Origin of the sequence: Bdellovibrio sp. HCB2-146, from assembly GCF_047345725.1 — a bacterium.
Taxonomy (GTDB): domain Bacteria; phylum Bdellovibrionota; class Bdellovibrionia; order Bdellovibrionales; family Bdellovibrionaceae; genus Bdellovibrio.
Genome location: NZ_JBLEQP010000001.1, coordinates 1,327,844 through 1,345,590, shown reverse-complemented (window position 1 = coordinate 1,345,590; position 17,747 = coordinate 1,327,844). Strand labels below are relative to the sequence as shown.

General features: G+C 44.2%; 20 protein-coding genes and 1 tRNA gene. 13 read left to right on the top strand and 8 right to left on the bottom strand.

All coding sequences use genetic code 11. The features are described 5' to 3' along the window. Nucleotides 1–65: 65 nt before the first annotated feature. Genes sucD through mdh form a run of 3 tightly spaced genes read right to left on the bottom strand, consistent with a single transcriptional unit; the run spans nt 66 to nt 3,065 of the window. On the bottom strand, nt 66–935 hold the full coding sequence (sucD, locus tag ACLWOR_RS06625) for a succinate--CoA ligase subunit alpha (RefSeq protein ID WP_413939902.1): 870 nt from the start codon (nt 933–935) through the stop codon (nt 66–68). A gap of 5 nt (nt 936–940) precedes the next feature. Then, nucleotides 941–2,104, bottom strand: a complete 1,164-nt coding sequence (gene sucC / locus ACLWOR_RS06620; RefSeq protein WP_413939901.1) for an ADP-forming succinate--CoA ligase subunit beta — start codon at nt 2,102–2,104, stop codon at nt 941–943. 16 nt (nt 2,105–2,120) lie between these two features. Further along, entirely contained in the window at nt 2,121–3,065 is a 945-nt protein-coding gene (gene mdh / locus ACLWOR_RS06615) for a malate dehydrogenase (protein WP_413939900.1), read from the bottom strand. 159 nt (nt 3,066–3,224) lie between these two features. On the opposite strand from mdh, the gene ACLWOR_RS06610 reads away from it, so the two are divergent. The 4 genes from ACLWOR_RS06610 to ACLWOR_RS06595 all read left to right on the top strand — a co-directional run bounded on the left by ACLWOR_RS06610 (nt 3,225) and on the right by ACLWOR_RS06595 (nt 6,269). Next, nucleotides 3,225–3,977, top strand: coding sequence for an ABC transporter ATP-binding protein (locus ACLWOR_RS06610; protein ID WP_413939899.1), 753 nt, complete (start codon nt 3,225–3,227; stop codon nt 3,975–3,977). A gap of 68 nt (nt 3,978–4,045) precedes the next feature. Continuing rightward, the gene (locus tag ACLWOR_RS06605) at nt 4,046–4,777 is read left to right on the top strand and encodes an ABC transporter ATP-binding protein (protein WP_413939898.1); all 732 of its coding nucleotides are present in this window, start codon (nt 4,046–4,048) and stop codon (nt 4,775–4,777) included. Beyond that, nucleotides 4,774–5,553 (top strand): MlaE family ABC transporter permease, encoded by a 780-nt coding sequence (locus ACLWOR_RS06600; protein ID WP_413939897.1) that lies wholly within the window; start codon nt 4,774–4,776, stop codon nt 5,551–5,553. The genes ACLWOR_RS06605 and ACLWOR_RS06600 overlap by 4 nt, the downstream gene beginning before the upstream one ends. Further along, complete coding sequence (locus ACLWOR_RS06595; protein ID WP_413939896.1) at nt 5,550–6,269, top strand: MlaE family ABC transporter permease; 720 nt, start codon at nt 5,550–5,552, stop codon at nt 6,267–6,269. The genes ACLWOR_RS06600 and ACLWOR_RS06595 overlap by 4 nt, the downstream gene beginning before the upstream one ends. A gap of 3 nt (nt 6,270–6,272) precedes the next feature. Here ACLWOR_RS06595 and ACLWOR_RS06590 read toward each other — a convergent pair whose 3' ends face one another. Then, nucleotides 6,273–7,136 carry a hypothetical protein gene (locus ACLWOR_RS06590; RefSeq protein WP_413939894.1) on the bottom strand — a complete coding sequence of 288 codons (864 nt, stop codon included), beginning with the start codon at nt 7,134–7,136 and terminating at the stop codon, nt 6,273–6,275. 85 nt (nt 7,137–7,221) lie between these two features. Next, nucleotides 7,222–7,848: a hypothetical protein gene (locus ACLWOR_RS06585; protein WP_413939893.1), complete on the bottom strand. Its 627-nt coding sequence runs from the start codon at nt 7,846–7,848 to the stop codon at nt 7,222–7,224. A 170-nt stretch (nt 7,849–8,018) separates the two neighbouring features. Between ACLWOR_RS06585 and ACLWOR_RS06580 the strand changes: the two genes are divergently transcribed. The 9 genes from ACLWOR_RS06580 (at nt 8,019) to ACLWOR_RS06540 (ending at nt 15,374) form a co-directional block, all read left to right on the top strand. Beyond that, a complete protein-coding gene (locus ACLWOR_RS06580) occupies nt 8,019–8,795 on the top strand; it encodes an MlaD family protein (RefSeq protein ID WP_413939892.1) in 777 nt (258 codons plus the stop codon). 23 nt (nt 8,796–8,818) lie between these two features. Continuing rightward, nucleotides 8,819–9,454 (top strand): hypothetical protein, encoded by a 636-nt coding sequence (locus ACLWOR_RS06575; protein WP_413939891.1) that lies wholly within the window; start codon nt 8,819–8,821, stop codon nt 9,452–9,454. A 419-nt stretch (nt 9,455–9,873) separates the two neighbouring features. Then, nucleotides 9,874–10,611 (top strand): hypothetical protein, encoded by a 738-nt coding sequence (locus ACLWOR_RS06570; RefSeq protein ID WP_413939890.1) that lies wholly within the window; start codon nt 9,874–9,876, stop codon nt 10,609–10,611. After that, nucleotides 10,599–11,036: a hypothetical protein gene (locus ACLWOR_RS06565; protein ID WP_413939889.1), complete on the top strand. Its 438-nt coding sequence runs from the start codon at nt 10,599–10,601 to the stop codon at nt 11,034–11,036. The genes ACLWOR_RS06570 and ACLWOR_RS06565 overlap by 13 nt, the downstream gene beginning before the upstream one ends. 30 nt (nt 11,037–11,066) lie before the next feature. Beyond that, nucleotides 11,067–11,276, top strand: a complete 210-nt coding sequence (locus ACLWOR_RS06560) for a hypothetical protein (protein ID WP_413939888.1) — start codon at nt 11,067–11,069, stop codon at nt 11,274–11,276. A 4-nt stretch (nt 11,277–11,280) separates the two neighbouring features. Continuing rightward, nucleotides 11,281–12,333, top strand: coding sequence for a PLP-dependent cysteine synthase family protein (locus ACLWOR_RS06555; protein ID WP_413939887.1), 1,053 nt, complete (start codon nt 11,281–11,283; stop codon nt 12,331–12,333). 9 nt (nt 12,334–12,342) lie between these two features. Continuing rightward, nucleotides 12,343–13,503, top strand: a complete 1,161-nt coding sequence (locus ACLWOR_RS06550; protein ID WP_413939886.1) for a cystathionine gamma-synthase — start codon at nt 12,343–12,345, stop codon at nt 13,501–13,503. 87 nt (nt 13,504–13,590) lie between these two features. After that, nucleotides 13,591–13,666 (top strand) — tRNA-Phe (locus ACLWOR_RS06545). A 202-nt stretch (nt 13,667–13,868) separates the two neighbouring features. After that, nucleotides 13,869–15,374 (top strand): Ig-like domain-containing protein, encoded by a 1,506-nt coding sequence (locus ACLWOR_RS06540; RefSeq protein ID WP_413939885.1) that lies wholly within the window; start codon nt 13,869–13,871, stop codon nt 15,372–15,374. Between the two features lie 49 nt (nt 15,375–15,423). On the opposite strand, the gene pgeF is transcribed toward ACLWOR_RS06540, so the two are convergent. From pgeF to ACLWOR_RS06525, 3 genes are read right to left on the bottom strand one after another with little or no spacing between them, the layout of a single operon-like run. Next, complete coding sequence (pgeF, locus tag ACLWOR_RS06535) at nt 15,424–16,119, bottom strand: peptidoglycan editing factor PgeF (protein ID WP_413939884.1); 696 nt, start codon at nt 16,117–16,119, stop codon at nt 15,424–15,426. After that, nucleotides 16,116–17,126 carry an RluA family pseudouridine synthase gene (locus ACLWOR_RS06530; protein ID WP_413939883.1) on the bottom strand — a complete coding sequence of 337 codons (1,011 nt, stop codon included), beginning with the start codon at nt 17,124–17,126 and terminating at the stop codon, nt 16,116–16,118. Before ACLWOR_RS06530 ends, pgeF begins: the two co-directional genes overlap by 4 nt. Further along, nucleotides 17,116–17,745 carry a helix-turn-helix domain-containing protein gene (locus tag ACLWOR_RS06525; RefSeq protein WP_413939882.1) on the bottom strand — a complete coding sequence of 210 codons (630 nt, stop codon included), beginning with the start codon at nt 17,743–17,745 and terminating at the stop codon, nt 17,116–17,118. Before ACLWOR_RS06525 ends, ACLWOR_RS06530 begins: the two co-directional genes overlap by 11 nt. Nucleotides 17,746–17,747 lie beyond the last annotated feature (2 nt).

Below are 17,747 nucleotides of genomic sequence, written 5' to 3'. Positions count from 1 at the left end.
CCAGAAAAAAACCCACGGTTTGAGGCCGTGGGTTTCCGAGTGTAACGATAAATTTCTATCGTTGATTACTTCAGCATAGATTTCAAAGTCGTACCCATGTCAGCAGGGCTACGAGCAATCTTACATCCAGCAGCTTCAAGAGCTGCGAATTTTGCTTCCGCAGTTCCTTTACCACCGCTGATGATCGCACCAGCGTGGCCCATACGTTTACCAGCAGGAGCCGCAGCGCCCGCGATGAACGCAGCAACCGGTTTTTTGAAGTTAGCTTTGATGTATTCAGCAGCTTCTTCCTCTGCAGATCCACCGATCTCGCCGATCATGATAACACCGTCAGTATCTGGATCTTCATTGAACATTTTTAGAACGTCGATGAAGTTTGTTCCGTTCACCGGGTCACCGCCGATACCAACAGCTGTTGATTGGCCAAGACCCAAAGCCGTCAATTGACCAACAGCTTCGTAAGTGAGGGTTCCAGAACGTGAAAGAACGCCAATACGACCTGGCTTGTGAATGTGACCAGGCATGATACCGATCTTACATTCGCCCGGAGTGATAACGCCAGGGCAGTTAGGGCCGATCAAACGAGTGCGTTTGCCCTTCATGTATTCTTTAACTTTAACCATGTCCAAAACTGGAATACCTTCTGTGATACAGATCACAAGATCCAAATCCGCATCAACAGCTTCCATGATAGAGTCAGCAGCAAATGGGGGTGGAACGAAGATCACAGAAGCGTTGCAACCCGTAGCTGCTTTCGCTTCTTTCACAGTGTTGAACACTGGAAGACCGATATGAGTTGTGCCACCTTTACCTGGAGTCACACCACCGACCATTTTAGTTCCGTATGCCAATGCCTGCTCAGAGTGGAAAGTTCCTTGAGCACCAGTAAAACCTTGGCAGATAACTTTCGTGTTTTTATTAATAAGAATTGCCATCTCAATTATCCTTTAATTGCAGCAACGATCTTTTTAGCTGCATCAGTGAGGTTGTCAGCAGGAGTGATGTTCAATCCGCTGTCTCTCAACATTTGTTTTCCAAGCTCAACGTTTGTTCCCTCAAGGCGAACAACAAGTGGAACTTTCAAGCCCAACTCTTTAGAAGCTGCGATTACACCCGCTGCGATGATGTCACATTTCATGATACCACCGAAGATGTTAACCAAGATTCCTTTAACGTTTTTGTCTTTAAGGATGATTTTGAAAGCTTCAGTTACTTTCTCTTTGTTAGCGCCACCGCCAACGTCCAAGAAGTTTGCTGGAGAAGCACCGTGAAGTTTGATGATATCAAGAGTTGCCATCGCAAGACCTGCACCATTCACCAAGCAACCGATGTTTCCGTCCAATTTGATGAATGCAAGATCAAACTTAGAAGCTTCAATTTCAGAAGGTTCTTCTTCGTTCAAGTCGCGCATTTCAACGATATCTGGATGACGGAACAACGAATTGGAGTCGAAGTTCATTTTTGCGTCTAAGCAAAGAACGTCGCCTTCTTTAGTAACAACAAGTGGATTGATCTCAGCGATAGAGCAATCAGTTGCGATGAATGCGTTGTAAAGACCCGCGAAGAATTTCGTCGCTTTGTTGACGATTTCTGGTTGCATGCCGATAGCAAAAGCCAATTCACGAGCTTGGAAAGGCATCAAACCAACAGTTGGATCGATGTCGACTTTCTTGATCGCGTTTGGATTGTGTTCAGCAACTTCTTCGATATCCATGCCACCTTCAGAAGAAGCCATCATTGCAGCTCTTCCAGTTGCACGGTCGATCAAGCAAGCAACGTAGTATTCTTTCGCAATGTTGCAACCTTGTTCGATGAAAACTTTTTGAACAACTTTACCTTCAGGGCCTGTTTGGTGAGTCACCAAAGTCATGCCGATCATGTTTTTAGTGTAAGCAGCTACTTCGTCTAAAGACTTCGCAACCTTAACACCGCCGCCTTTACCGCGACCACCAGCGTGAATCTGAGCTTTAACAACCCAAACGCTTCCGCCGATTTCTTTCGCAGCTGCTACAGCTTCTTCAGGAGAGTGAGCAAGCTTACCTTTAAGCGTTGCGACTCCGAACTTTCTCAAGACTTCTTTGGCCTGATACTCATGAATATTCATCTAGATTCTCCGCGGCCTATTGAACCGTTTTAAGTGCAGATACAAGTGTACGAACTGCATCTACTGATTTTTTGAATTCTTCTTGTTCAGCTGGGTTCATTTCGAACTTGTGAACCTTTTCGATACCTTTACCGCCGATAGTAGCAAGAACGCCAACCATCAAGCCTTCGTTAACACCGAACTCACCAGTCAACTCAACAGCAACTGGAAGAACGCGTTTTTGATCTTTCAAAATTGCTTCTGCCATCTCAACCGCGCCACGTGATGGAGCGTAGTAAGCAGAACCCGTTTTCAAGTGACCACCGATTTCAGCGCCCGCTTGTTTTGTACGAGTCACGATCGCTGCGATTTTGTCTGCAGGCAATAGCTCAGTCAAAGGGATACCTGCAACTGAAGTGTGACGTACAAGTGGCATCATCGCATCACCGTGGTTACCGATCACGATACCAGTGACGTCTTTAACAGAAACGCCAAGCTCTTCGGCAACGAACAAACGGTAACGAGCTGAATCCAAGCAACCGCCCATACCAAGCACGCGCTCACGTGGGAAGCCCAAGATTTGTTTTGCGTAAACAGCCATAACGTCCATCGGGTTACAAACCACGATAACGTATGAGTTTGGAGCGAACTTTTTAACACCTTCGCAAACATCTTTAACGATTTTTGCATTGATACCAACAAGCTCATCGCGGCTCATGCCTGGCTTACGTGGCATACCTGCAGTGATGATAACAACATCTGCATCAGCGATATCTTCGTATTTGTTTGTACCTTTTACTTTTGCATCGAACATTTCGATTGGAGCTGCTTGAGACAAGTCCAAAGATTTTCCGATCGCCGCGCCTTCGTTGACGTCAAGAACAACAACGTCACCCAATTCTTTTTGAGCTGCCCAGTGAGCAGTAGTTGAACCAACGAATCCCGCACCAATGACGGCGATTTTTTTTCTTTTGTGAGCCATGATAATCTCCCTTAAGGCTTTGGCGGGTGGACGCACCGAAGAAGCTCCAAGCGCCTAAAATGAATAGAAAAAATAAAAACTTGCGTTCGAGGACCTATTCAATATCAAATTGCTTGAAGTGACAAGGATTAGCGCGGCTGCGCAGGACTGGACGAGCCTATGAACATGATCAGTTTGCAAGACATAACGATCGCTTTTGAGAGCCAAGAGGTTCTCAAAAATGTATCGGTCGATGTTCGGTCTGGCGAAGCGCTTGTTCTGGTGGGGCCGAGTGGGCAGGGTAAGACGACGTTACTGAAAACCATGTCAGGCTTGATAACTCCGCGAAATGGAAAGATTTTTATTGAACAACAAGAGTGGTTAACGCTAAGCAGTAAGCAGAAGCTGCCACTTTTGAAAAAGATGGGAATCTTGTTTCAAAAAAATGCCCTCTTTGATTCTTTGACCTGCTTAGAGAATATCGCCTTTCCTCTACGCGAGACCACCACACTTTCTGATTGGGAAATTCAAAAAAAGGCAGAATATTTTTTAGACGCTGTCGGTATCCCTCATGCCCGTGATCTGTTCCCCGATGAAATCAGCGGAGGCATGCAAAAGCGCTTGGGCATTGCTAGAGCGCTCGCTCTAGATCCACAAATTATTTTTTACGATGATCCAACGGCGGGGCTTGATCCGATCACGTCAAAAAAAATCATCGAACTCATCATCGATCTAAAAAAGAAAAAAAATTCAACTGTTGTCGCTGTTACCAATGACATGAATCGCGCATACCAACTTGCCGATCGCATTGCGATGGTCGTCGATAAAAATTTGCTTATCACAGGCACACCTGAAGAAACAAAAAATCACAAAGATCCACGCGTGCATCAATTCGTTCGCGGCTCGCTAGATGGACCACTAACAGCACCTTAAATCTTGGTGTCTTAATATTGATACAAGTTGAGATTGACCGGGCCGCTTCCGCGATTCACCATTAACAAGTGATAGAGTTTAAGAATCTCGTGAAACGCTTTGGTACAAGGACTGTTCTCAATGGATTGAATTTAAAAATCCGTGAGGGCGAGATTCTATTTATTCTGGGGACATCCGGAACTGGAAAATCTGTCTTACTAAAAAATATCGTGGGACTGCTGACTCCTGATGAAGGAGAAATCTGGATTGAGGATCAAGACGTCTCTAAATTCACTGAAGAACAATACTTCAGCATTCGCAAAACATGCGGAATGGTTTTTCAGCATCCGGCACTCTTTGATTCTCTGACAGTTTTTGAAAACATTGCCTTTGGCTTGCGTCGTCACTATCAACTAGATGAAGACGTCATTCGCGCAAAAGTGCAAAAAGCACTTAAGTTAGTTCATCTCAGTGGTGTTGAAGACAAAAAACCCGCGCAAATTTCCTACGGAATGCAAAAACGCGTGAGTTTAGCGCGAACAATTGCACTTGAACCACGCATTCTGCTTTTTGATGAGCCGACGACAGGGCTTGATCCTGTCACCACGACAGCAATCAATCAGTTAATCCTGGATCTCTCGCGTGAGCTCAAAACCACTTCGCTCGTCGTCAGCCACGATATGAACTGCGCTCTTTCAATTGCTGATCGAATTGTCGTTCTGGATAAAGGTAGCATTGCAGCCATCGGAACTCCTGAGGAGCTGAAGGCAAGCTCTCACCCATTGGTGAAAGACTTCTTATCGGAGGTCTTAGAGGCATGACGTTTTTATTTAATATCGCAGATGAAATTGGTGGTTCGTTGATTTTCCTTAAAAAAATCACGGATACAATCGTTCGCAAGCCACTAAAAAATCGCGAAATCTATGAGCAGATCTGGAAAGTAACAACTGAGAGTTTTCCAACAACCGCCATGGCGGGATTCTTTGTTGGCGCAATTATGACCGTGCAATTCTCAATGCTTCTCGCAGAATTCGGTGCCTTAGGATACCTTGGCGGTCTTTCAACCAGTGCCACTTTCCGAGAAGTCGGTCCTCTTCTAATTGCATTTATGCTCAGTGGAAAAGTAGGTGCTTATACATCTGCGGAACTCGGTACTATGAGAGTGACTGAACAAATCGATGCCGTGCGCTGCTTGGGGGCCGATCCCATGCAAGAAATAATAGTCCCGCGATTTATCGGCATCGTAATTTCAAGTTTCTTCCTTCTTGCCGGAGGACTCATGATGTCTGTTTTTGGCGGGCTTCTTATGGGACAAGTCTTTGCGGGCGTCGATAGCGCAGAATATCTCCGCTATATTCCAACGATTGTAAATCCAATCTCTATATTAAATGGTCTTATCAAATGCGGAACGTTCGCAGTGGTTCTTGCAACTCTTTGCACATACAAAGGTTTCACAGCTTCAGGTGGAGCAAAAGGGGTGGGGAGAGCTGTTGTGACAACATCTGTGATTACGATGGTTAGCATAGTTGTGATGGATTGGTTGACTTCTTTCCTTGCGGATATTGTTCTACAAATGCTTCGAGGATATAGATCATGATTTCACTTTTTGCAGAAACCCTCTTTGGCATTTGGGCGCCACCTTTCCGTTGGCGCGAGTTTATTCAGCAGCTTTATTTTGTCGCCAATCGCAGTCTATTGATTATTCTTTTTTGTGTGTGTTTCGCTGCTGTCGTGACGATCTTAGAATCGTCTTTCCACATGAAGCTCGTGATTCAAAACGACTCGATGGTCCCGGGCTTTGGCGCGCTCTTGATTCTACGAGAGCTTGCGGCAGTAGTAACAGCACTTCTTCTCGCTTCCCGAGTAGGCGCAGGATACGCATCTGAAGTCGGCACAATGAAGATCACCGAACAAATTGATGCTCTTAAAATGCTAGGAATTGATCCCATCAACTACCTTGTTGTTCCAAGATTCTTAGCTTGTATTTTGGGTGGGGTGATTCTCACAGTTGCTGCAAATGTCGTGTGTTTATTTGCAGCGATGCAAGTTAGTTATTTCTATCTGGGATATACACCTGCAATGTTCATTTCCTCTATGCATCGATTCGTGCAAATGCAGGATCTTTTCTTTGCGATGATTCGCGGGGCGTGTTTCGGAGCAGTTATTCCCTTAGTCGCTTGCTACTTTGGTTTTCGCTGTGAAGAGGGAGCCGAAGGGGTGGGCAAAGCAACCACAAATACAGTGGTTGTTGCTTCTATCGGGATTATCGCAATCGACTTTATTTTATCCTATACCTTTAGCCACTTTTACTAGCAGCTATTGCGCTGTTTCTACCTTTGGTTTTCGCGGACGGTATTTATTTAAGATCTCGGCCGTTTTCACGAGTTCGTTATTCAACGGACCTACATCGTGAGATTGGCACTGAATACATGAACGCTGTGCGCTTTCGTGTGCATAAAGAATTTGCCCATAAACCGATTGCGCCATCGAATAGAGATATTCTTTTTCCAGGGCATTTTTTGTGCGCGTACGAAGAAGCTCTTGGAGCTCAACCAAATATAGAAACCCGGTTTCCGTCAGAAAATTTGAAAGCTTTTCGAATGAAATATCAACGATTGTAGCGCTCAAAGACACACGCATATCTTCAAGCCTCAAGGCCCAAGATCGACCGCGAATAACTTGCAGAGCTTCTTGAACTTCACTGCTGGAGACGCACTGGTAATAGTTTACATTGTAGATCTTCACTTCACTGGCGTAAATGGACTTGTTGTAGCGTTGAAAGAGGTAATATCCAGGAGAAGTATAACTTGATGAGCTGCCATAGTTTGTACCGCGATAACTGTTCTTTTCAAAGACCCAACCATTTCCCATCAACAACGCTGCATGAGCCAATCGTTCACTATTATCTCGATAGGTCATGACGATTCCGTTTGGAGCTTCTTCGGGAGTCGTCGAAATTTCTTGGCAGAAGTTTTTTAAGTAAAAGTCCAGTTCTTTACCAGAGGAATACATTCGCTCCGATACATATCCCAGCGCCATCAGACTGGTGTTGTAACAGTTGGGACCGTCATGAAAAGAAGGGGATGAAAACAAGCTTTTCAGTTCTTGAGCATTAAAAACGGCAGTTTCTGCATGCGCTGAACCTACTAGAACAAGCAAGATAAAGAAAAATTTAAGCATGATTCCCCCGCCACTGACGTGACGGGGATTATATGGTTTTAAGGGTAAAAAGAAAGCGGCTCTAGAAGTGTTGAAATATTTCCACTTAAGGTTGGATGTTTGTTTGATAAAGAGTGCCGCCAGAACGCAATATTTCAGGGCTTAAAACGATATATTTCATTGAGAAATCATGGTCGCCCTTTTTCAATTGTTGGAAGGCAAGAACGAGTGGGTGGTCGCCATTTAGGATCGCGTAGAACACTTCGTTACGATATTCCGGTTTGATGTTCATTTTAATGATGTCTTTATAAAGCGACAGAATTTCAGTGCGAGGTTGAGCTTGAACCGCATTTAATCTCGCGCTTTGAATTTCTTTTACTTTTTGCTCGCGAACTTCTGGTGAAAGCCCTTCTAACTGTGAATAGTTTGGCATTTCGGGTAGTGGTTGATTCAGAGTGATCACTAACGCGGGCTTTCCTTCATGAGACTGCTCGAACTGAACATCGCCATCTAAGCTTGTGAAGCCTGTCTCGATGGTCGCTTCTAGAGATGTGGACAAGCCGATGTGATCAACTTGAATGCTGACATCGTATTTACCACCAGAGGACTCGATTTTAATTTTTTCTGATCCACTATACGTTTCTGAAAGCATGCCGATCATGCGTGCTTGTGCGTTGACTGCAAAAAATCCGATCGCCAAAGACATTACAAGTGATTTGATAGCTGTATTCATGGTTTCTCTCCAAGTTTGAGTTGTCGTTACAAACACAGTTTATCGAGAAAGAGGGATGCTCGACAGTTAGATGAGGTTAGAAGAAGCTTAAGCAATGTCTAAAAGTTTGACGCTCGAAATTCCTCAGGTACAATTTAAGCTACTTCTATCGGACGGGAGTTAATATCTTTATGAAAGTTGAAACCAAGGTTGGTCTTCTTGCTTTTGCTGCACTGGTTCTCATCGTCGGTTTTGCCTATGTGATGGGTTTCATTTCGCCATTTTCTAACGCTAAAGAACTGCATGTTATGTACAACTATGCAGGTGGAATTGAAGAGGGATCTCCAGTTCGCGTGATGGGCATCAAAGTGGGTCGTGTGAAGTCGATCACTTTTGATCCGGGATTTAAAATGCCAAGTGGTGAGGAAGCAAATCTTCGTCTTACCATCACAATCGACAAAAAAGCCTGGACTAGTGTCCGTAAAGACTCCAAGTTTTTTATCAATCTCGCAGGTGTGATTGGGGAAAAGTTTCTGGAAATCTCTCCGGGTTCCACGGAAGCAGCCTCATTTGAAAGTGGAGATCTCGTTCGTGGCGAAGATCCCCCACGCATCGATCAATTGATCTCACAAAGTTATGGTTTGGCCGGAAAAATCATCGAAATCGTCGAGAAAAATGAAGGTTCGGTGACGAACGTGATCCAACAGATCGATCGCTTGACGACGAATTTTAACAAAACACTCGTGCTCTTAGATAAAACGACAAAAAATCAAAACGTGGCTCGATTGTTGGATAACGCCGTCAAAATCAGCGACGACATGGCTTATTTAACGGGGCAAATGCGCTCCAAAAAGGCCGAAGAAACGTATGACTTGGTTCATAAATTACTTTTCCGCTTGGAACCTTTAGATGGCCCCGCTATTAAGAAGTTCTTCCAAGAAGAAGGCGTGAGAGCGCGTATTTTCTAGTTCCTTAAACGAAGGAGGACGTTATGAATAAATTTGTTTTAGGGTTGGGCTCCTTGATGCTTGTCAGCTCTGTTAGTGTGGCTCAAGTCAATCTCAGTGCGGATTCACAATCCATCACCACAAAAGCACGCGCCATCGAACAGGAGTACAGCCAAAATCTTCGTGAAGAGCGCCTTTCAACGACATTCGCGTCGAATCTAAAAATGCGTGAGCAACGCAAAGTAGGGATGGGAATGGCAGTCGGTGGAACTTTAGGTGTCGCCGGAGCTCTTTTGGAGTTCAATTTTGAAGATGCTGATGGCGCCGTGGCGGGATTTGGCACTGGACCTGGATATAATTCGATCGCATTGGCGTGGAAACATACTTTCGAGGGGGATTACCTGTCTCCATATACTACAGCAGGATATTCTCGTTGGTATAATTCGAGCGGACATTTTGACGGCAGCTCCAGCATTTTGGACCGTGTTTTGACTGATTCAGAAAAAAAATCCGGACAGTTCGGGACCGATTTCTTAACAGGTTCCATTGGTCTTCAATACAATCAGTTGTCCGGTGAATTATCCGGACTCGGTGTGTACGCTGAACTTGTCGCCCTTGTTGAAGTGAAAAGATCGCAGTTCATCCCAGCTGGCGCTGTGGGTGCTCTTTACTATTTCTAAGATTTAAATTCAGATGATGGCTTTCCTTGAAAGCCGCTCCCAGAGAGCGTTCGGAGACCCCGGACGCTTTTTTTATTTGCGTATTTCTCGAATGAAAAAAGGCAAAAAAAAACCCCAGAGTTGCCTCCGGGGTTTAGTGTACTAATTCAGTACTAAACGAACTACTTCTTAGCTGCTTTTTTAGTAGCTTTTTTTGTAGTTTTTTTAGCTGCTTTCTTAGTTGCTTTTTTAGCTACTTTTTTAGTCGCTTTTTTTGCTGCTTTCTTTGCCATTTGCTCCTCCTAGGATGCAATCGTTGTTGTTGTTACTTCTTACAAAAAAGTTTACTTACCCTAAGTTTTCCTAATTCGACCTGCGCCGTCAACAAAAAAATTCGCTTGCATATTTCTTGCGAGCTTTTGGGTCATCGGAGGTGGGAGATGTTCCTTCTTTTTACAGTTTCGATGATCGGATATGCGTTCGTTCACCGAATTTATCGCGAGATCATCGCCGAATTTGCTCTTTCCGATCAATCGATGCATGTTCTGTGCATTTATTTGATCGTCGTCGGCGTGTTCGCGGCAACTTTTCATGCATCACCACTCTCACTCTGGATTTTCATCGGCATTCTTTTAATATCTTTAAAGTTTTTTCCGACAATTTTGCGATTTTTTTTACTCCGCAGACTTCGATCGGCGCTAATTCCACTTCTTGATGGAATAATTTTGGGGGTTCAAGCGGGAAAATCTTTCCGCTCCGCACTTCATTCAAGCATCGAACTTCAACGTGGATGGGTCCGCAATCAACTTCGCGAACTTCAATCTTTGTTGCTGTCTTCAGAACAAGAGCATGCGCTGAAATCCGCACTGCTCAAGGATTTCATGGCAGAGCTTGTTGAGATTGATCGCTCGCAAAGTCGATGCGCTGATCAACTTCGAGCGCTGCGCGGACATCTTAAAATTCAGGAAGATTTTCGACGTAGGTCCGGACAACTCACGCAGCAAATAAAAATGCAGGCGATAATTGTCACTCTTCTTTTTTTAGGGCTCTTATCTTTTGTAATTGCGCAATTTGGTTGGCATGCGCATCAAAAATTGATCATGGGATCGGTTATTTTATTTTTGGCGGGGCTTTTTTGGATCTTTAATGCGGGCCGGAGGATGAAATGGAAAGTGTAGCACCTCCGTTGGCACTTCTTTTATGTGTGAAACGTGCGATTGAAAAGGGTCAGCCCGTTCGCGTTGGCATACTTTATTATTTAAAACGCCATGAAGGAGATTTTCCTGAGTTTGTTATGCGTTGGATGGGACTTTTGCAGCAGGGGCAGGATGCGACGACTTATTTAGAGACGGAAAAATCAATGCATCGCCGAATATTAATACAATTATTGGAGCGTGGACTGCGCGGAGAAGCGATTTATCCGACTCTTTTGCAGCTTGAAAGTGAGATCATTGAAGCTTGTCAGGATGAATTGGGGACAAAGCTCGCAAGATTGCCGTTTATTTTGTTAATTCCTCTGCTTTTATTCCAATTTCCAGCCTTTCTGATGCTTCTTTTCGGACCTCTGCTGAAAAATTTTTTTCACTCTTTCGGGGGCGGGTGATAGAGTGGGCCCAAGTCGGAGGAAAAGACTATGGCTCAACCAGAAAACAATAAAATGGCCCTTGAGCGCCTTGTTGATGAGTTGATGAAGGATGATCCCAATCGCCAGTTGGTAAAACAATTGTCTAAATCGCTGGGACTTTCTTATTCCGTCGATCCACTGACTCAAATGAATACGGTTTTGCACTCCATGAACGAGGTCTATCTGAAAACCCCTCGTCGTAAAGACCTAGAAAGATAAAATTATGTCATCAATACAAGAATCGATTTTAGAAAGCGTCGGCAACACGCCGATGGTTCACCTTCAACACGTCACAAAGGACTCTCCGCATCAGTTTTATGCGAAAGTAGAGTATTTTAACCCAGGTGGCAGCATCAAGGACCGCGTTGCGATCTCTATGATTGAAGAAGCGGAAAAACGGGGCGATCTAAAACCAGGCGGCACAATTGTCGAAGCCACTTCTGGCAACACCGGTGTGGGATTGGCTTTGGTGGGCGCAGTTAAGGGCTATAAATGCATTTTCGTCATGCCAGAGAAAATGAGTGAAGAAAAAAGAGCACTTCTTCGTGCTTATGGTGCAAGAGTTGTCCTCACGCCAACGGGTGTAGATCCTGATCACCCACTCAGTCACTATTCCGTCTCAAAAAAGATCGCGGCAGAGATTCCAGGAGCTTTCTTGGTCAATCAATTCCACAATCCTGATAATCCAAAACGTCATTATCAAACAACCGGTCCGGAAATTTGGAAGCAAATGGATGGAAAAGTCGACATGGTTGTTGGCGGAGCAGGAACAGGCGGAACTCTTTCAGGTTGCGCGCGCTATTTGAAAGAGAAAAACAAAGAAGTAAAGGCTATCTGCACGGACCCAATCGGTTCAATTCTGTACGATCTGTTCTACTCTAAAAAAATCGTGGATCCACCTGGGTCTTATTTGGTCGAAGGTGTCGGTGAAGACATGCTTCCAGATAACGTTCATTTGGACATCTATGATGGTTTTGAACGTGTGACGGATAAAGAAGCCTTCGACATGACTCGTCGCTTGGTTTCTGAAGAAGGCCTTCTTGTAGGTCCTTCTAGCGCCCTTGCACTTGTAGGCGCGATCAAAGCCTCTAAAAAACTGACGAAGCCTTCAAAAATCGTGGTGATTTTCCCAGACAGCGGTCGCGCTTATCTGAGCAAAGCCTTTAACGATCAATGGATGGTAACAAATGGTCTTTTGAAACAAGAAGAAATCAGCAATGCTTTCAATATCTGTGTTTCAGCTGAAAAAGAACTCGAAAACCTCAAAAAGAAATAAGAGGACGACATGAAAAATACTGATCAACTTGGCTTTGCCACTCGCGCGATTCACGCAGGACAAGCTCCAGATCCAACGACGGGCGCGATTATGACGCCCGTTTATTTGACCTCGACTTACGTACAAGAGTCTCCAGGCGTACACAAAGGTTGGGAATATTCTCGCACACACAATCCAACTCGTCGTGCTTATGAAAATTGTATGGCAAGCCTTGAAAGCGGCAAATACGGTTTTGCATTTGCTTCAGGTTGTGCAGCCACAACGACAATTTTGCATTTCTTGAAACAAGGCGATCACGTTATCGCGATGGACGATATGTACGGCGGTACGTTCCGTTTGTTCGATAAAATCTTGAAACACAATGGTATCGAGTTTTCATTCGTTGATTTGACGTCTCCAGATGGTTTTGAAAAAGCTGTAAAACCGAACACCAAAATGGTGTGGCTTGAAACTCCGACAAATCCTACTTTGAAGCTTGTTGATATCAAAAAAATCGCAGCGCAAGCAAAAGCCAGAAACATCATCACAGCTGTAGACAACACTTTCATGAGCCCCTACTTCCAAAGACCTTTGGAGCTAGGTGCTGATATCGTTGTTCACTCGGCTACGAAATACATCGGCGGTCATTCTGACGTTGTTGGTGGGATCGCGGTGACTTCGCGTGAAGATCTTGCAGAAAAAATGCAATTTTTGAGTAACGGAATGGGTGGCATTCAAGGTCCATTTGATTCTTTCATGTGCTTGCGAAGCTTGAAAACATTGCCACTTCGTATGAAGGCCCATCAAGAAAACGCGATGGCCGTGGCTCGCTTCTTGGAATCTCATCCAAAAGTGGACAAAGTGATTTATCCAGGTCTTTCAAGCCATCCACAGCATGCTTTGGCGAAAGAACAGATGCATGGCTTTGGCGGAATGATTACTTTTTACATTAAAGGTGGAATGGACGGAGCCCGTAAGTTCCTCGAAAATGTGAAAGTCTTTTCATTGGCTGAGAGCTTGGGTGGGGTTGAGAGCTTGATTGAGCATCCTGCGATCATGACGCACGCCTCCGTGCCGCCTGAAAACCGCAAGGCTCTAGGCATTGACGACAGCTTGATCCGCCTTTCTGTGGGAATTGAAGATATCAATGACCTTTTGGCCGATCTCAGACAAGCCTTCGATAAAGCTTAGTCCTCGGATCTGGCTTTTTTTCCAGCAATTGTTTGACATCAAAGAGGTCAAAAGTTAAACCTTTGATCTCTTTGAATCCGATCATGTGGCTTGGTAGCTCAGTTGGTAGAGCAGAGGACTGAAAATCCTTGTGTCGGCGGTTCAATTCCGTCTCAAGCCACCATTTTTATCCCTCGAATTCCACTCATAATTAGATAAGATTTCACACGAATCAAAACGAGACATTCGCGCGCGTGTCTGAAAGTTTGATAGACCTGTATTCGTTTTAGATACGTGCACACTCCTTAGTGGGTCCAGTGTGACTTGGGCCTATTGACGGATGGCACGCCCTTGCATCCTAATATTACTGAGGGGTGAAAATGGGAATGAAGACGATCATTGTTTTGGCATTGCTTACGGTGACTATTGTTTCATTTCAAAACTGTTCACAAGTCGCATTCAACAATCCAGAAGACTTCACAAATCTTAGCAGTTTCACAGATACAACTATCGTTGAAACGAAAATGAACACGCCAATTACTTTCAACGTTGAGCACTCAAAACCCATCGTCGTTGAATCTATTAAAGTTGAAGTCGAAGGCACCTCTATTAACGGTAACTTTGAAGTTTTGGATGAAAAAAACATCCAGTTCAAATACACACCAAACTTTGGATTCCGTGGTCGCGACTCAGTTCGAGTGACTGTTAAGGATAAATATCAAAACAGCGCTATTCTTTATGTCATTGCGAACGTCGGAAATTCACTTTCTGATTTCGAACCAGCACTCGCCGTGCGTGGAATGGGTTGTATTCAATGTCACGCGAACATCAAATCAAACATCGTGACTGATTTTGGTTACGGCAATGATTATTACTTTGGAGTGAAACCAGCAAACACTTGGTGGCGCTCTGGTGGTGTTTACGGAGATCACGACAATAAATTTGGAACGATGTCGATTCCTGCAGATAAAACTGTGCATGTACCGAAGGCGAGTCTTCCGGCCTTCGTAGCAGCAGCGACTTCCAAGCAAACTATTGCTCAATATGTGTCTGATCTTTTCTCAAAGTCAGAGTATGCAAATACGCGTGAAGTTGCAGTGGCCGAACAGAGTTCAATTTACATTGGCGCACCAACGGCAGCGCAAATGGCGTCAGCACTTCGCTTAGCCGATACAGAAAGATCTCGTTACTATAAAAACTCTCTTGATTCGGTAGAACTCAGTGGTGTGGTTGATCAAGGCACATTCTTTGAGATGTCTGGTCAAGTTGAGTGTGATGGGGATCTGGTCGTTCGTGGTCCGCTTTACATTGATAATTTAAATTTGAAAACAACAGTTGGTTGCCGTGTCTATGTGATCGGTTCGGTGTTTGCCTATGGACCAATAACGTATGCAGCAGGTTCTGATAGCAGCAATTTGCAGATCACCAGTACGAAGTCAGTGAACTTTGGCTTGGGTTCTGCGAAAAACAATGATGGAAAATACTGCTCAACAACTGATGTTTATTCGAAAGATAATTCTAGTTACGGATCGAACTCGTTAACGAACCGTTACTCAACATTCTGGACAGTTCCAGGTAACTTCGTTCGTCAAAGTGCAAGTCCAAAAGAATTCGGTGACTCAATCATCGCTGAAGCAAAATTAATTGAAGCTAAAAAAGGTTCGTTGAAAGACGCAGCCTGTGGAGCCGAGGGTCGCAATGTTTCCTTCGAACACGTTCTTGTGAACGCACCAGTCGTACAAAGTCGTTACGTGGGTGACTTCAAAGGAACAGTGATCGCGGAGTTCTCGATCATGACTTTAGGAGCTTTCAAGTTTGAATTTGACCCGATCTTCAAAACAGTTCCGGTGTGGCCGTTTTTGGACTCAAGAACTTATTTACACGTAGAATAGAAATCGAAATCTGATACTTAAACTATGATGGCGCCAAAAGGCGCCATTTTTATTTGTTCAAAACGATGAAGCTGATTTGTCGTCCTGATTTTTCTTTGTCCCGACGATAAGAATGAAATCTCGGATCTGTGACCGTATCGAGATGCAGATCAAAAACTTTTTCCAGCGAAACGCCTTCGCTTTGAATCTGCGCTTTGACGACTTGGTTTAGATCAACAAGGGCTTTCGTGTCTGAGATCTTCTCAGTGAAAAGAGCTCGGTCTTGCGCGTTCAGCGGACCCAAACTTGAAAGAATCTGATCACGAACGTCAAACTCCACTTCAAAACTTTTCTTTTGAATATGTGGACCGATGATCACTTGAATATCTTCAGGGTTTGAGCCGCGCTCTTTCAGTTGCGCAATCGTTTTGGGAATGATTCGACTTGCAACTCCGCGCCAGCCGGCGTGAATTCCTGCGACGACAGATTTATTTGGATCATACAGGAATGCAGGAACACAATCAGCCGTCACTACACACAGGGCAAGTGGGTGAGTGGTGAAATGCGCATCTCCCAAAATTTGATAATCTGTTTCAGTCGATGTTGTTTCAATAACAGCATCGCTGTGAATTTGTTTCAGACGCACAAATTTGAATTGTGGATAGTGTTCTTTGAGTTGTGGTAACTGAGAATTCACTCCACCAAAGAGCAAAGTGAAATCAGAAGTTTTGATTTCAAAACCTAAATTCGTCTCCAGCACGTTCATATCAGATTCCATTTTTTCAAAAGGGCTTGAATATCTTCAGGCCAATCTTGTTGAAAAAACATTCTGTCTTGCGTGCGAGGATGAGTAAAGCCTAATTCAGCTGCGTGCAATAAAAAGCGCTGCAGATTTTTAAGATCTTCTTGTGTGTATTTTGAGTCGACTGATTTTATTTTTTTGTCAGCACCATAAGTGTGATCGCCAGCAATTGGAAGTCCACTTTCAGAAAGGTGAACACGAATTTGATGTGTGCGACCTGTCTCAAGTTTGAGCTTCACGTAAGACAAACCACCTTGGCGTTTGAGGACGTCGTAATGTGTGACGGCCCATTTTCCAAAATCTGGTGGAAATTCTTTGTCGATTAATGGTTTTTTATCGACACCTAAAATCGAAGCATAGCGTTTGCGATCTGTCGGATGACGAGCAAGAAAACTTTTTATGGTGCCGTTCAGCGTTTTTGCAGTTCCAACACAGACAGCATAATAAATTCTGTGTGTGCTTCGTTCTTTAAATTGCGCCGTCAGCGACTCGTGAGCTTTGTCATTTTTTGCGACAACGATGATGCCACTTGTTTCCTTATCAAGACGATGAACGATTCCGGGTCTCTCTTCGCCAAACTTCATCGAAAGATCTCGAGTATGAGCAAGAAGAGCATTCACCAATGTATCTTGTTCGTGTCCCGCGGCCGGATGAACAACTAAACCCGCTGGCTTATTGATGACGATGATATCTTGATCTTCAAAAAGCACATCGAGCTTTAAATCGTAGGGTTGCAGTTCTGTCGGCACTGGTGCTGGCATTTGCACTTCTAAAACATCAGAAGCTTTAAGAACCAAAGATGCCTTTGGCTCCTTTTTGTTCACAAGAACGCAAGAAGTTTCAATAAGATGAGCAGCCCTTGCGCGTGTTCCAATTTCAGGAACTAAAGCCAAGGCTTTGTCCAAACGAAGTCCCACCATTTCTTCAGAAATGGGGATTAATAGTGGAGATGACGGGGAGTTATTTTCCAAGCTGGTTTTTAAAAATTTTCATGTAAGAGTCTGCGACTTTCTTTTCATCAAGTCCCAGAGCTTTCGCGATCTGAACCACGTAGCCTCTTACAAATACCACAGCTGGCAAACCTTCTGGTTCCATGCGCTCAACCGCACCGACATAGTACGGATTGATTTTCGTTGTATCGCTAATTTGTTGAACAGATAGATTTTTGTACTCACGAACTTTCTGAATGAAGGCGCCATCCCACTCTTCACGAGCAAGAATTTCTTTTTCAAAAGCTTCGTTGCGTTTGAAAACAGGCTCTTCTTTTTTTGGTTTCGGCTCTGGCATCATTTGCTTGCTCGCCTCGATAATAGAAGCGTAAGTCAAATCATTGAGAGAAGAGTGACCATTGCGAAGGCGTTGATCATAAATCAAACGGAGAGTTTTATTCCCTAGAATTTCATAAGCCTCTTCAATAAGAGTCAAAAATTCGCGGGCCTCTTGTTCAGAAAAGATCGTGTAGATAGCAGGATTGTCCCCAGAGTAAGTATGACGAGCGCGCTCATAGGCAGTCGTCACTTCGTGTTGAGGTGCGTTCGCCTTTAGCTCAAGAATCTCGTAGTAATTATAACGGGATGTGCCCTGTATCATAC